Below are 15,110 nucleotides of genomic sequence, written 5' to 3'. Positions count from 1 at the left end.
CCGGGGGCCGCGGCCCTCAGCTGTGCCGGATGGTGATCGTCGTCCAGGCGCCCACGTGCACCCGGTCGCCGTCCTGCAGCGGCACGGGGACGAACGGCTGGATGGGCTCCTCGCCGTTGTTGACCGTGGTGCCGTTGGTCGAGTTCTGGTCGACGACCGCCCAGCTGCCGTCCGGCTGCTGGACCAGGACCGCGTGCTGGTGCGAGACCCCGGGGTCCTCCGGCGGCACCGACAGGTCGATGTCCGGGGTGTCACCGGTGGAGTGCCTGCGGCGGCCGATGGTGATCTGGTTGCCGGCCAGCGGGCGCTGCTGCTCGGGCGAGTACGCGGGCAGGTTCAGGCCCGACGCCTCGGGACCGCTGCGGTGCATCATCGCCATGAAGTACTCACGGTCCGGACCGATCGTCGCCGACCAGGTGACCGTGCCGGTGCTGGGACCGGGCACCGCCTGGTAGCCCGGAGGGCCCTGCGGGGCCTGGGTCTGCTGCGGCTGCTGGCGGCCCGGCTGCGGCTGGCCCCACTCGCCCTGCTCGGGAGCCTGCGGAGCGCCGGGACCCGGAGTGGGCTGCGAGGGCGGCGGAAGCATCCAGTCGTCGTCGCCGCCGAAGGACGGACCGCCGGGGCCGGGCTGCTGCGGAGGCGGCGGAGTGCCCGTCTCCTGCGGGAACGCGGGCGGCGCAGGCGGACCCTGCTGCTGGAACCCCTGCGGGGGCTGGCCCGACTGGTCACCGCTGCCGTAGGGCGGCGGGGGCGCCTCGCCGCCGTACGGCGGGGGCACCTGACCGGGAGGACCGGACGGGTTGCCGTTGCCGCCGTTGCCGAACGGCGGGATCGGCTCGGCGGGCCGGTTCATCTGCGAGGGCCGCGAGCCCTGGTACCCGAACGGGTCCTGGCCCGGCTGGGTGCCGGGGGGCTGCTGGCCATGCGGCTGCTGGAACTGCTGCGCCGGGTTCGGCGCGGGCGGGTGCGGGGCGGCCGGGGTGTACGAGGTCGCCGTGTTCGTCAGGAAGTTCCAGCGGCACTCCTCGCAGAACGGCGCGTTGGCCTCGCGGGGCGTGCGGCACTGCGGGCAGAGCTCGGCCTCGGCGGCCTGGTCCGGCACGGCCGACAGGTGCGGGCGGCCGGGGGCCTGCTGGGGGTATCCGTACCCGCCGTCCTGGCCGGGGGGCGGCGGATACCCGGGGTCCTGGCCGGGGCCCGGCGGCGGGTAGCCGTAGCCGGGAGCGGCCGGGGGCGGCGGCGGGGGCGGCGGTACGGCACCGGCCATGCGGTGACCGCAGACCTCGCACCAGTCGTCGGAACCCGACTGGTGTCCGTTCGGGCAGGTCGGCATGTCGGCGCTTCCCCCTCTCCTTCTCCGGCCCTGTGCGGGCCGTACGTGCTGCTGGTGGGGCTACTGATGGGTATGGGTGGTGCTACTTCTTCACGCGAACAGTCTTCGTGGACCGCGTCTCGAGAGTCATCTCGTCGGCCTCGGCGACCCTCGCCTTCAATCGAACAGTACCTGCCACGGCATCGACCACGTCGACCACCTTCGAAAGCAGCTTCGCGGTGTCCTCGTTGCCCGATGCACTGGCGAGCTGAACGGCGCGGCCCAGTTTGGCCGTTGCTCCGTCCATATCGCCCGACTTGCGCGCATCGAGGCCCTGCTGGATCACCTGGGCCAGTTCCGCCTGGCCCGTGTAGTGCGCCACCTGCGGATTGATCGACGTCGAAGCGGCCATGTCGTCCGTCCACACGGCCCGCACCAGGCCCTGGGAGAGCGTCTGGGCGCTGCCGTCCGGCTGCGGCACGATCAGTGAGACGCGGGCCGCGAGCATCTCCTGGCCGAGCTCGGCGTTCGGTACCTCGACACAGATGTGGTAGTCGCGGGACTCGTCGCCCCAGGACCCGGTGGGGTAGTCGCCGGCGCGCGGTCCCGCCTCCGTGCGTCGGTCGGTCAACTCCACGACCGTGGGCGCCACTTGCTTGACGAACTTGATCTCCGCGCCCATCGGCGTCCACACCCGCAGACTGACGTCGGCGACCTCCTTGCCCATCGCCGCCTCCATCATCTGCGTGAAGTCGGCGGACAGGCCGGCGGGGTCGGCGACGATGTCGGCGGTGCCCAGGAGCGCGGACGCGATGCCGGTGACCTCCTTGACCTCCCAGTCCGTGCCGACACCGCGGGCGTCGCAGGTGAAGCGGCCCGCGCAGGCGTCGAGCGAGGCCTGCAGGTCCTCGGGTGACTCGTGTTCATTGCGGCCGTCCGTCAGCACGATTCCGTGCCGGATCGAGACGTCGGCCGACGACAGGAGCCGGTCGGCCAGGCGCAGCCAGGTGCCGATCGCCGTGCCGCCGCCCGCGCTGAGCTTGCGCAGGGCCTGCTTGGCCTGCCCCCGGGTCTGCGCGTCCGCGACCGCCAGGCGGCCGTTGCCCGGATAGACCTCCTTGGCGACATGGGTGCCGCCGATCACCGCGAAGTGGACTCCGTCACGTACGGCGTCGATCGCGGCGGACGTGGCGTCGCGGGCGCCGCGCATCTTCGTCGGCGGGTAGTCCATCGAGCCGGAACAGTCGACCATGATCGCCACGGCCGCGTCCGGGGTCTGCCCCACCGAGTAGAGGTGCGGGGCGCTGACCGCGGACCCCACCGTGCCGCCGCCGGTCGAGGTGACCGTGGCGATCGCGTTGACCTCGCGTGCGCCCTCCGCCATGTACTCGTTCTGGTACACGTCGACCGTGAACTGCGGCACGTTCGACTTCGAGAAGTTGGCCATGGATCCCTGCTCCCCCTAGACGTTCCCACCGGCTTCCCCAAGCCGGTGGGTGACAAGTGCGCGTGGCAGGCCCCCCGTTGCCGGGGCCGCCGCTAGGCCGATCCTGCCCCTTGCGGCACGACACGGAACGGCAGAATCGCCACTGTTACGTTGTCGTGGCCCCCGCCGTCCAGGGCGTGGCCGACCAGGACCTGGGCGCTGTGCAGCGGGCGCAGGGCGGAATCGACGGGCACGGCCCGTGCCATTTCCTCCACCGCTTCCGCGTAGTTCCACAGTCCGTCCGTGCATACGACCACTACACCCGCACGGTCCGGCTTGAAGGAAGCGGTGTGCGGCTCCAGTTCGTACGCGTCCGCGCCGAGCCAGCCCGTGATGGCGTGCGCGCGCTCGTCCGCGTACGCCTCCGCCTCGTTCATCAGACCCGCCGCCACCATCTGCGCGGCCCACGAGTCGTCCTCGGTGAGCCGGACGGTCGGGCCGCTGCGGTCGTCGGGGACCCAGTACGCGCGGCTGTCGCCGACCCAGCCGACGACCAGGAGGCCACCGGCGATGATCGAGCCGACGAGCGTGCACGCGGGCGCGTTCTGGTGCGGGGAGTGCTCCCTCGCCCCGGTGGGCTCCGCGGCCAGGGCGTTGACGGCGTCGGACGCCGACAGGATCGCGTCGTGCATCGCCTGCTGCGGGTGCGTGCCGCGCGGCAGGGCGGCCAGCAGTGATTCGTTGGCCGCGCGTGACGCGGCGAGGGATGCCTCGTCGGGGCGGGTCGCGGACGAGACACCGTCGCAGACGATCGCGACGACGGCGGGGGATCCGTCCGGCAGTGCGGCCGACGAGATCGCGAACGCGTCCTCGTTGCGGTGGTGGCGCAGGCCCCGGTCGCTGACCGCGGCGACCGCGTCGAGCTCCTGCTCCATGTGGTCGCGCTCGCGCGGCTGGGCGTGCCCGCAGTTCTCGCAGTAGCCGTCCGGGTCCACGCGGCCCGAACGGCACGCCACGCAGAGCTTGGTGCCCGCGGGCGGCGTGGGGTCGGCCAGGACCGCCCGGGGGTCGGCGGGCTCGGGCTCCGGCGGGGCGCCGGGCGCGGGCAGGGGGTACTCGTCCGGCTCGGCGGGCCGCGGGACGGGGGCGTCCGTGCGGATGTCTCCCGCGCCCGGCGCCGCCCCCGCGTTCGGGGAGAGCTCACCGCCCGACGACTCCGTGACCGGCAGGTCGGTGGGCAGGTGCGCGGGCACCGGCATGTCTGAGCTGTCCACGTCCGGGGCGATGGGCCACTGCGACGACGCGTCCGGCGGCGGCGCGGACGACGAGCCGTTCATCGCGACGGTGGGGCGGTCGTCCGACCCGGCCGGCAGCGCCGACAGGTCGTACCCGCACGCGCCGCAGAACAGGTCACCCGCGTCCAGCGGCTCTTCGCAGCCGGGGCACGTGGAACCCGCCCCGGCAGTCTGCTGGTGCATCTGCGACATCTTCACACCCACGTCCGAGGGCGGAAACGGTTGGCCCGTTCCACCAGTTCGATCCTCTCCTCGCCACCCTGTGCGAGCCGGGCCAGCGTGCGGTACGAGCGCTCCAGGCCGAACCGGAGGCCGCGCTCGTCCAGCTCGCTGCCGAGCAGCACGGTCCGCGAGCCGCCCGCCGGTGCAGCGGGTGCTGCCGGTGGAGCGGAGGCGTGACCAGAGTGCCTACCGGAGAGTACCCAGTCCAACGCGGTGCCGAGGACCTCGGTGGAGAGCCGCTCACGGCGTACGGCGTCCAGGCCGAAGCCCGCGAGGGCGTCCACCTGCCCTGCCGCCGCCGTCAGGTCGTCGAGGAAAAGGGCGCCGGGGGACGGCGTGGTGGCCAACGTCATACGGTGGCGCAGCCTCGCCCGCACCGCGGCCACGCGGGCCGCGGTGTAGTGGATCGAGGCCTCGGGAACCGACTCCAGGGTCTGCACGGCACCGCGCCGGTCGTCCGCGGCGAGCTGCACGCGCGCCAGGCCGAACGCCGCGCTGACATAGCTCGGGTCGGTGGCCCATACGAGGCGGTAGTACTCGGCCGCGTTGTCCAGCTGCTCAAGGACCTCCGCGCAGACGCCCAGGGCCAGCTTGGGCGCGGGCTCGCCGGGGAACGCGTCGTACACGGCGTCGAAGGACAGCGCCGCGTTCTCGTGGTCGCCGGTCGCCAGGGAGGCCACGCCGCGGTACCAGACCACCCGCCAGTCGTCCGGATGCTGTATCTCCAGCTCGGTCAACGCCTGCGCCGCCGAATCCGGTTCACCCATGGCAAGGCGGGCCCGCAGCCCGCGCAGCCGCAGCTCCACGGAGTCGGCGGGCGCGGCCCGCAGGGCGGTGATCAGCTCGGCGGGCGCGGAGGCCATCAGGCCCGCGAGGAACCCGGCGTTCGGGTCGTTCGGGTCGACGCGCGGCACCGGCAGCGCGAGCGCCGTCGCGGGGGCGTCCAGCGCGCGGACGATCCGGGCCGGCGCGGCGGCCGGGGGCACGGGCGGCGACGCGATCGCCGGAGCGCCGCCCGCCTGGCCGTTGCCCTCGCCCGCCGTCAGCTCGGGTCGGCCCTTGCGCCGCCCCTGGGGCAGCACGCGCACCCCGAACTGCGAGACGTCGCCGGTCAGTTCGGCGAACAGCTCCGTGTCCGTGACCTTCACCTCGGGCCCGAACAGCGTGGAGAGCGCGGGGCGCGGCCGGCCCGTCTGGAGGGCCACGACCTCCCTCAGGACGCCCGTGAGCTGCTCCGCCATCTCCTGCGCCGATGCGAACCTGCGGGCCGGGTCCGGGTCGGTGGCGCGCACGAGGAGGCGGTAGAACGACTCGTACGTGCGGAAGACCTCGATGTTGTCGGGGTCCGGCAGGGAGTCCACGAAGACGTTCGTGTAGCCCTGGAAGTCGAAGGTGAGCACCGCGAGGGTGCGCGCCACCGTGTACAGGTCGGAGGCCACCGACGGGCCGAGCTCGGCGACTTCGGGGCCTTGATAGCCGACCGTTCCGTAGATCGCCGACTCGTCGTCGTCCATGCGGCGGACCGCGCCCATGTCGATCAGCTTGAGCTGGTCCTCGGTCTGGATGGCGTTGTCGACCTTGAAGTCGCAGTACAGGAGATTGCGGCTGTGCAGATGGCCGAGTGCCTCAAGGGCCTCGATGCCGAACGCGCAGGCCTGCTCGACGGGCAGCGGGTCGCGCTTGCCCTGCGCCGTGCGGCGTTCGTTGGCGATCTCCTTGAGTGACTTGCCGCCGACGTACTCCATGACGATGTAGCCGTCCATGGAGCCCGTGCGCTGGTCGAGGTGCTCGACGAAGTTGTAGATCCGCACGATGTTGCTGTGTTCGATCTCGGCGAGGAAGCGGCGCTCGGAGATCGCGGCGGCCATCGCGTCCTGGTCGCCCGTGTCGAGCAGGCCCTTGAGGACCACCCAGCGGTCGGACACCGCGCGGTCGACGGCGAGATAGACCCAGCCGAGCCCGCCGTGCGCCAGACAGCCCACGACCTCGTACTGACCGTGCACGATGTCGCCGCTGTTCAGCTTCGGCACGAACGAGTACGGGTGGCCGCACTTGGTGCAGAACCCCTCCGTGCGGCCGGGCCGTTCACCGCGCGCACGGCCCACCGGCGCCCCGCAGTCGGAGCGCGAGCAGAAGCGCTTGCGCTCGGGAACCTCGGGGTTCTCCTGCACGGCCTGGCGGGGATCGGGGCGCGGCACCTCGGGCACGAGCACCAGGCCCACGCCCAGCCTGCTGCGGGCCGACGAACCCGCCCCCGAGCCCGAACTGCGCACCGAGACCGAGCGGGACGTCGTGCTGCCGGACAGCGAGCGCGAGAGCCGCCCCGACACCGAACGGCGCGAGGACTGGGACCGGGACGACGAGCGCGACGAGGCGCGCGAGCTGGACCGGGAGCTGCTGCTGCCCGACCCCTTGCCGCCGCCGGTGATGCCGGTCGGGGGCGAGGACACCATGCCCGTCGGCGAGACGACCGGGGCGAGGCCGCAGGTGTCGCAGTACAGCTCGCCGCCGCCCACGTCCTCGTACGACCCTGTGCATCCGGGTCGCTGGCACTTCCGCTGCTCACTCATGCTTCCCCCCTCCGGTCGGTGGGACCGCCCTGTTGCGGCACCCTCGGTGCAAGGACTTCGGCGGCCGCGTGCTGATAACGAAGCACCGCCTGTTCGGCGACGCGCAGATCGCAGGGAGCGCTCCACAGCATCCGGCGCGCCGCGTCGTACTTCTCGACCAGGAGCGGGTCCTCGGCGTGGCCGAGCCGGGCGACCTTCGCCTTGTACGCGTCCAGGCGGCCGCGCAGCTCCGCGCGTATCGCCAGGGGCTGGGTGACCGCGGTCAACGACTCGCGGGCGCGCATCAGTTCGTCCTCGGCCTTCTCCTCCAGGGACTCGAGGAGCGGGGAGAGCCGGTGCCACTGGGCGTGCCTTCGGTAGTCGGAGGCCATGGCCAGCTGTTCCTGCAGCGCGGTCGAAGGACCGCTGACGGCGGGCACTTCGGAGGCGGCGATCTTGGCGAGGACCTCGCCGCGCGCGGAGCGTGCCTCGGCGAGGGTGCGGTCGGCGCGCGAGAGCACGTCACGCAGCCTGCCGAGCCGCAGCTCCGCGTCCTGCCGGACGGTGAGCACCGCGTCGATCTCCCGGCGTACGTCCTCCAGGGCGCGGGCCTCGCGGTCGTACCGCTCGGTGTGCGGGCGGCCGCCTCCGGGGGCCGAACTGCCCTGTGCGGGCTGCCAGAAGGCCAGCGGATCGGAGATCACCTGCTCGCGCAGGTGTGTCAGCTCCGCCGTGATCCGCTCCAGGTCGTCGCCCGCGGGGTGCTCACCCGGGCGTACTCCCACGGAGTGCGCGAGCTGGCGGGTGCGGTGCAGCTCGGCGGCCAGGAGGTCTATCCGGGCGGGCAGCGCGGACCAGACCGCGTCGGCGGCGACGACCATGTCGAGCGAGTGCGCGTACAGGTCGTTCATCCGTGCGACGAGTTCGATGAGCGTGAAGCGTTCGGTGAGTTTGGCCGGTCCGGTGATCGAGGCCGACGGCGCGGGGGCGGCGCCGCCGGCGACGGTGACGCTCTCACCGCGCAGCAGCTCGGTCAGCTCCACCAGGTCGTCCCTGTTGGGCCAGCGTCTGCGGGCCCTCGTCTCGTGCGCCGTGCGCAGGGCGGCGGCGTACGCGTCGAAGTACGCCCACAGGAGGGTGATCTGCTGCTCGGTGGACTGCCAGCGCTCCTGTGTGGTGCCGGTGAGACCGGCACCTTCGAGGAGTCGGCGGCCCGCGTGATCCTGAAGGGCGAGGAGCGAGGTCTCGATCGCCTCGTGCTCGGCGTCGAGCCGCGCCAGCGCACGGTCCACCTCGTCCCGGTCCATCACCGGACCGGGGGGTCCCGCGACGCTCATCGATCACCTCTCCGCTCTGCGTTGCTGTGCACGTCCGGCTCAGTCGCCGTACTTCGGTGCGGGCGGTCCCGCCGATTCGCCGAGTGCCGGCTTCAGCCACTTGTCGTAGCTCTTCTGCCAGCCGCTCTTGCGGTAGTCCTCAAGGACTTGGTTGACCCGGCGCACCAGGTCGTCCTCGCCCTTCTCCGGCTTCTTCATCGCCACGCCGTAGTACTCGGTGTTGAGCGGCGCGTCGCCCTTGAGCTCGACCGTCGGGTCCTGCGCGGCCTGGCTCGCGGCGAGCGCGCTGTCGGTCACGACGGCGTCCACCTCACCGAGCTGGAGCCTTACCAGGCAGTCGAGTTGATTGGGGACCGTGGTCCCGATGTCGGCATCGAGACCCTTCTTCTTGAGCTCGCCCAGCTTGGTGAGTGCCGTGGAACCCTTCGCCGAGCAGACCTTCTTGCCGTCCAGTGTGTCGTCGAACCCGGTGATCTTCGACGACTTGGGGGCGAGGACCTGCTGGCCCGTCTTGAAGTAGGCGGTGGAGAAGGAGACGTCCTTCTCGCGCTCGCAGGTGATCGTCATGGTCCGTACGACCATGTCGACCTGCCCGGTCTGTATCGCCTTGACGCGCTGGTTGGTGGGGATGGCGCGGAAGAGCACGGCGTCGCGGTCGCCGAGGATCTCCTCGGCGATCTTGTGCGCGAGGTCGATGTCGAAGCCTTCGAGCGTCGCCGTCGCCTTGTTCGGGTCGCGATACCCCCAGCGGTAGCTGTTCTGGTCGACGCCGACGATGAGCTTCTTGACCTTGCGGTCGCGGATGGCCTCGATCGTCGGGCCGTCCTTGTCGTCGGGGGAGAGGCTCGCCTCCGGGCTCTCGCACTCCTCGGCGCGCGCGGGAGCGGCCTTGGCGGAACCCGAGGACGCCTGGTCCGCGCCCTTGTCGGACCTGACCGCGCTGCCGGCCTCCGGCAGCACCAGCATGAGGGAGCCCGTGAGCGCGCAGGCCACCGCCATGGCGGCAGCTCCGCCCCAGCCGCGCAGCCTCGCCAGTCCTCGCGTACGCATCGTCCGCTCGCCCCCTCTCACCTGTACTCCGACAGCCTGCGCCCGACGCCGAGCACGGCGCCGGCGGCGGCGAGCACCGCGAGCACGGCGGCGCCCACCGGGAGCCCGGCCATCGCTCCCTTGCCGTCCTTGGCCGCCTGCTCGAATTCGTTGCGCTCGTGCGTCAGGGCGACTTCGAGCGCCTCGTCGACGTTGTCGAAGCACTCGCCGGTGGGCTCGTCGTCCTTGTCGCCGACGACCTTGGCGAGCGCTCCCTTGTAGTCGCCCGCGTCGTCGCTGTCCCGCGCGGTCTTGTGGCGGTCCTTCCAGACCCCCACGTTCTTCGCGGCCTCCTCGACGGGGTTCTTGCCCGCGTCGTTGTCGGCCACGGCCACGGCCTGGCCGAGCAGCCCGCTGTCCGCGCTGCCGAGCTGCTTCATCTGCGCCTGGTAGGCGACGTCGAACTTGTCCTTGATGTCCTTCTTCGCGCCGACCTCGACGGTCTCGGCGCCGCGGCTGACCAGCGTGAGGTTTTCGTTGCTGCGGGCCTTGAGCGAGCTGATGCGGGCGTCGTTCAGGACGTTCAGGGACTTCACGCCGTGGTCGTACGAGTCGCCGAGGCCCGAGCGCGCGAAGCTGTGCCCGCCGACCAGCCAGAGCAGCACGATCGCGGATGCCGCGGTGGCGGCGACCAGACCGTGGTTCAACACGCGGTTCGTCCGGCGGTAGTTGCGGCGCTGGGCCCAGAACAGGGCGCCGAGCGCGAGCAGGCCCAGGGCGATGGCGAACCAGGGATACGGCTTCGCGTCGTCGTAGTCCGCGTTCAGCCGCTCCTTCTCCACGGTGTAGAGCTGCTCTGCGGCAGGGAGCATCTGGGTCTGCATCTTGTCGTTCGCGTACCGCAGATAGGCGCCGCCCAGCGGGAGGCCCTGGCGGTTGCTCGCACGGGCCCGCTCGATCAGGCCGGTGTACTCCGGGAGCAGCTTGTTCAGCTTGCTCACCGAGTCGGCGGCCGATGAGCCCGAGCCCGCGTTCGACGCGGCGTTCGCCAGCTTCTCGGAGGCCCGCTCGATGTCGTCCTTGTACCGCTTGCGCACGTCGGCCGGTTCCTGGCCGCCCGCGAGGAAGCCGCTGGACGCGGCGGTGTTGGCGTCGGCGAGGGAGCGGTAGATGGCCGCCGCGTCGTCGCTCAGCGGCTGGCTGCGGTTCAGGACGCTGTTCGCGGCGTCCGAACGCTCCGACATCTGCCAGGTGGTGACCGCGCCGAACGCCACGACGAGCAGCGCGAGGACGGCGCCGATGATCCGCAGCTTGCCGGGCTCCGTGGTCGCCGCCGCGCGCAGCCGGTCCCGGCCCTCGACCCACGCGGGGCGGCGGGGCGGCGCGCTCTGCACGGTCTGTGCGGGTACCGCGGAGCCCGGTCCTGCCTGAGGCGGAACGGTGGGCATCGTCGGTGCGGCCTGTCCCGGCGGCGCGGCGCTGCCGCTTGGCGGGTATGTCACCTCGACCTCGACCTCCCCCTTGGTCATCGGACGTTCACTTCCGCCCGGCGTGCGCGGTGCGGGAAGAAGTGCACGGGCGCAAGTATCGCCGCAGGGAGTGACATCCGCACAGGCATTGACTGGATCTTGTTCTGATCATCGTGCCTGGATCATGTCTCGGTCATCGTTCTGGACCACCCTGTCCCCGGCTCACGCGAAGATCGCACACCACCCCTGCCCTTGAATACGCGTTTCGGTGCGGTTCGGTTCCCTTTCGCGTGGGACGAGATGAGCCGCGCCGGGCGGACGGCCCGGCGCGGCTCAGAAGAACACCCCTGTCGACAGGGGCTCAACTCCCGCTCTCGTACTGCCCCCGCACGCGCGCGTGCACCTCGGTGGGCGCTCCCACCTGGTCGAGGCCGAGCAGGGCTGCGCCGAGCACGGGTCGGGCGACGACCACGCGGGCCACCGCCTTGGGCGCCCGGTCGGCGAGCAAGGCCCGGATACGGTCGTCCAGTTGCGGGTGGCGCGCGGCCAGGACGCTGCCGCCGAGCAACACGGGGGTCACCTCGCCGAGCAGGTCGAGGCGGTCCAGGGCCACCGTCGACATGGCGACGACCTCGTCGGCCATCCGGTCCACCAGCGAGCGCGCCACCGTGTCGCCCGCCGCCGCCGTGGCGAAGAGCACCGGCGTCAGCTCGTGCCGCCGCACAGGGGCGATCGCGCCCAGGTGCAGCGCCTCGATCAGCGCGTACATGGAGGACAGGCCGAAGTGCGCGGGCAGCGTCTCGCGCAGGGCGGTCGCGTCACCGCGGCCGTCCTCGGCCCGCGCCGCGTGCCAGAGCGCCTCCTCGGCGAGGCCGCCCCCGCCGCCCCAGTCGCCGGAGATCCGGCCGATGGCGGGGAAGCGCGCGGTGCGCCCGTCGGGCAGCATCCCCACGCAGTTGATGCCCGCGCCGCACACCACGGCGACGCCCCGCGGCTCGGCGTCCTCCAGGAGGCCGGCCCGCAGGATGGCGAAGGTGTCGTTGCGCACGTCGACCGAAGGCCCCCACGCGCGCCTGCGCAGGGCGGCGGCCAACTCCCGCTCCTCGACGGGCAGATCGGCATTGGCCAGACACGCGGACACATGGCCCACGGAGTCGACGCCCGCCTCGGCCAGGGCCCGCGTCACCGCCTCTTGCAGGATGTCCACCGCGGTCTCGACGCCGACCTGGGGCGGCTGGAACCCGCCGCCGCGTGCCGAGCCGACGACCTCGCCGTCGGCCGCGACCACCGCGACGTCGGTCTTGCTGTTGCCCGCGTCGATCGCGAGCACGCTCATGCCTACGCCCACGCCAGGTGCTCCCGGTTGTGCGCGATCAGCCGGTCGGTGAGCTGCTCCGCGTACGCGTACTGGCCCACCAGCGGGTGGGCGAGCAGCGCCTTGAAGACCCGCTCGCGCCCGCCGTGCAGGGCCGCCTGGAGGGCCAGGTCCTCGTACCCGGTGACGTTCGCGATCAGCCCGGCGTACAGCGGGTCGAGCTTCGGCACGGACAGCGGCTTCGCGCCCTTGCCGTCGACCGTGGCCTGCACCTCGATGACGGCGTCGTCCGGCAGGAACGGCAGCGTCCCGTTGTTGAGGGTGTTCACCACCTGGTAGGGGCTGCCTCCGTTGCCGAGCAGCGAAGCGGCGAGGTCCACGGCCGCCTCCGAGTAGAAGGCGCCGCCGCGCTTGGCGAGCAGCTCCGGCTTCTCGTCGAGCGTCGGGTCGCCGTACATCTCCAGCAACTCCCGCTCCATCTGCGCCACTTCGGCGGCGCGCGACGGCTTGGTCCGCAGCTCTTCGACCACCGCGTCGTGCTGGTAGAAGTAGCGCAGGTAGTACGAGGGGACGACGCCGAGCCGGTCGACGATCTCGCGCGGCATGCGCAGGTCGGCGGCGACCGCGTCCCCGTGCTCGGCGAGCAGCCCGGGCAGGATGTCGTCGCCGCCGGGGCCCCCGAGACGTACGCCCGTCTCCCACGTCAGGTGGTTGAGCCCCACGTGATCGAGGTGCACCTCGCCCGGCGCGACGTCGAGCAGCTTCGCGAACTTGCGCTGGAAGCCGATCGCCACGTTGCACAGGCCGACGGCCTTGTGCCCGGCCTGGAGCAGCGCCCGGGTGACGATGCCCACCGGGTTGGTGAAGTCGATGATCCAGGCGTTCGGGTTCGTGCGCCGTACGCGCTCGGCGATGTCGAGGACGACGGGCACGGTGCGCAGCGCCTTGGCGAGGCCGCCCGCGCCGGTGGTCTCCTGGCCGACGCAGCCGCACTCCAGGGGCCACGTCTCGTCCTGCTGCCTGGCCGCCTGCCCGCCGACGCGCAGCTGGAGCAGGACCGCGTCGGCGTCCGCGACGCCCGCGTCCACGTCGGACGTGGTGACGATGCGGCCGGGGTGGCCCTGCTTGGCGAAGATGCGCCGTGCGAGCCCGCCGACGAGTTCGAGACGGTCGGCGGCCGGGTCGACGAGGACGAGTTCCTCGATCGGCAGGCTGTCCCTCAACCGCGCGAATCCGTCGATGAGTTCGGGTGTGTAGGTCGACCCTCCGCCGACCACTGCGAGCTTCATATCGGTTCTCAGCCCTTTACTCCGGTGAGGGTGACGCCTTCGACGAAGGCCTTCTGTGCGAAGAAGAAAACGAGGATGACGGGCGCCATGACGAGCAGCGTCGCGGCCATCGTCATGTTCCAGTTGACGGCGTGGGCGCTCTTGAAGGATTCGAGGCCGTAACTCAGTGTCCAGGCGCCGGGGTTCTGGGCGGCGTAGATCTGCGGTCCGAAGTAGTCGTTCCAGCAGTAGAAGAACTGGAAGAGCGCGATGGCGGTGATGCCGGGCTTGGCCATCGGCACCACGATCTTGATCATGGTGCGGAACTCCCCGCAGCCGTCGACCTTCGCCGACTCGATGTACTCCTTGGGGATCGTCAGGAGGAACTGGCGGAGCAGGAAGATCGAGTAGGCGTCGCCGAACGCCATCGGGATGATCAGCGGCCACAGGGTGCCCGACAGGTGGAACTGCTGGGCCCACACCAGGTACATCGGGATCACGATGACCTGCGGCGGCAGCATCATCGTCGAGATGACCAGCAGCATCGCGGTGCGCCGGCCGCGGAAGCGGAACTTGGCGAGCGCGTACGCGACGGGGATCGCCGAGCAGACGGTGAACAGGGTGCCCAGGCCCGCGTACATCAGCGAGTTGCGCCACCAGTCGAGGAAGCCGGGCGTCTCGAACACTTCCCTGTAGTTCGACCAGTGCCAGGAATCGGGCCACAGGTCGCCGCTCATGGCCTGCGAGTCGCTCATCACCGACGTCAGGAAGACGAAGACGAACGGCAGGACGAAGAGCAGCGCGACGCCTATCGCCACGCTGTGCACGGCGATCCAGTGCAGGACGCGCTTGCGGCGGGCGCGGGCGGCGGCGGGGCCCCGTGCCGGGGCGGTGCGTTCGGGCGCCGGAGCGGGCGCGCCGAGAGTCGTGGAAGTCATCGGAATCCTCAGTCCTCCGCCGCGAGCAGCCCGGAGCGCTTGCGCATCAGGAGCAGCGTGACGGCCATGGCGATGGCGAAGAGCACGAGCGAGAGCACGCACGCGGCACCGGTGTTGAAGTTCTGGAAGCCCATCTGGTAGACGAGCTGGGGGACCGTGAGGGTCGAGTGGTCCGGGTAGCCGGGCTGGATCACCGAGCCGGGGCCGATGTTGACGCCGGACGCCACCTTCCCCGCGACCAGGGCCTGCGTGTAGTACTGCATGGTCTGCACGACGCCCGTGACCACCGCGAACATCACGATCGGGGTGATCGCGGGCCAGGTGACGTAGCGGAACTTGGACCACGCGCCCGCGCCGTCGAGCTCGGCGGCCTCGTACTGCTCCTTGGGCACGTCGAGCAGCGACGCCATGAAGATCACCATCAGGTCGCCGATGCCCCACAGGGAGAGCAGCACCAGCGAGGGCTTGGCGGTGTCCGGGTCGTTGAACCAGTTGGGCCCGGAGATCCCGACCGCGTCGAGGATCTCGTTCACCGGACCCGTGCCGGGGTTGAGCAGGAAGACGAAGGCGACGGTGGCGGCCACCGGCGGGGCGAGGTAGGGGATGTAGAAGGCGGTGCGGAAGAACCCGGCGCCCGTCTTGATCTTCGTGATGAGCAGCCCGAGCGAGAGCCCGAAGACCACCCGCACGGCCACCATGATCACGACCAGCCAGAGGGTGTTCCACAGGGCCGGGCCGAACAGGGGCATCTGGTCGAACACGTACTTCCAGTTCCGCAGGCCCACGAAGGTGGGTTCCTTGATCTGGTTGTAGTGCATGAACGAGAAGTAGACGGTGGCGATCAGCGGATACGCGAAGAAGACGCTGAAGCCGACCAGCCAGGGGGAGAGGAATCCGAGCGTGCGCAGTCTGCGGCGCGCGGGGTTGGAGAGGGAGAGTGCCATGGCGGG

Annotated in this window: 11 protein-coding genes; all 11 read right to left on the bottom strand. The window is 71.5% G+C overall.

Features of this window, described 5'->3' with window-relative positions; all coding sequences use genetic code 11:
• Window positions 1-16 precede the first annotated feature (16 nt).
• The gene (locus AC07AG_RS17860) at window positions 17-1,333 is read right to left on the bottom strand and encodes an FHA domain-containing protein (protein ID WP_478756009.1); all 1,317 of its coding nucleotides are present in this window, start codon (window positions 1,331-1,333) and stop codon (window positions 17-19) included.
• 82 nt (window positions 1,334-1,415) lie between these two features.
• Complete coding sequence (locus AC07AG_RS17855) at window positions 1,416-2,759, bottom strand: VWA domain-containing protein (RefSeq protein WP_478756008.1); 1,344 nt, start codon at window positions 2,757-2,759, stop codon at window positions 1,416-1,418.
• Between the two features lie 92 nt (window positions 2,760-2,851).
• Entirely contained in the window at window positions 2,852-4,225 is a 1,374-nt protein-coding gene (locus AC07AG_RS17850) for a protein phosphatase 2C domain-containing protein (RefSeq protein WP_478756007.1), read from the bottom strand.
• 2 nt (window positions 4,226-4,227) lie between these two features.
• Window positions 4,228-6,825, bottom strand: a complete 2,598-nt coding sequence (locus AC07AG_RS17845; protein WP_478756006.1) for a serine/threonine-protein kinase — start codon at window positions 6,823-6,825, stop codon at window positions 4,228-4,230.
• Window positions 6,822-8,141: a coiled-coil domain-containing protein gene (locus AC07AG_RS17840; protein ID WP_478756005.1), complete on the bottom strand. Its 1,320-nt coding sequence runs from the start codon at window positions 8,139-8,141 to the stop codon at window positions 6,822-6,824. The genes AC07AG_RS17845 and AC07AG_RS17840 overlap by 4 nt, the downstream gene beginning before the upstream one ends.
• Before the next feature lie 39 nt (window positions 8,142-8,180).
• Window positions 8,181-9,191: a glutamate ABC transporter substrate-binding protein gene (locus AC07AG_RS17835; protein WP_478756004.1), complete on the bottom strand. Its 1,011-nt coding sequence runs from the start codon at window positions 9,189-9,191 to the stop codon at window positions 8,181-8,183.
• A 17-nt stretch (window positions 9,192-9,208) separates the two neighbouring features.
• The gene (locus tag AC07AG_RS17830; RefSeq protein WP_478756310.1) at window positions 9,209-10,672 is read right to left on the bottom strand and encodes a hypothetical protein; all 1,464 of its coding nucleotides are present in this window, start codon (window positions 10,670-10,672) and stop codon (window positions 9,209-9,211) included.
• 328 nt (window positions 10,673-11,000) lie between these two features.
• Window positions 11,001-11,975, bottom strand: coding sequence for an N-acetylglucosamine kinase (locus AC07AG_RS17825; RefSeq protein ID WP_478756309.1), 975 nt, complete (start codon window positions 11,973-11,975; stop codon window positions 11,001-11,003).
• Between the two features lie 2 nt (window positions 11,976-11,977).
• Complete coding sequence (locus tag AC07AG_RS17820) at window positions 11,978-13,243, bottom strand: 6-phospho-beta-glucosidase (protein WP_478756003.1); 1,266 nt, start codon at window positions 13,241-13,243, stop codon at window positions 11,978-11,980.
• A gap of 8 nt (window positions 13,244-13,251) precedes the next feature.
• Entirely contained in the window at window positions 13,252-14,160 is a 909-nt protein-coding gene (locus AC07AG_RS17815; RefSeq protein WP_478756002.1) for a carbohydrate ABC transporter permease, read from the bottom strand.
• Between the two features lie 8 nt (window positions 14,161-14,168).
• Window positions 14,169-15,104, bottom strand: coding sequence for a carbohydrate ABC transporter permease (locus AC07AG_RS17810; RefSeq protein ID WP_478756001.1), 936 nt, complete (start codon window positions 15,102-15,104; stop codon window positions 14,169-14,171).
• Window positions 15,105-15,110: the final 6 nt, after the last annotated feature.

The sequence above is a fragment of the Streptomyces sp. NPDC044044 genome (assembly GCF_056434405.1).
Note: the sequence above shows the minus strand (reverse complement) of the source record. Positions and strands in the feature narration are given on the sequence as shown.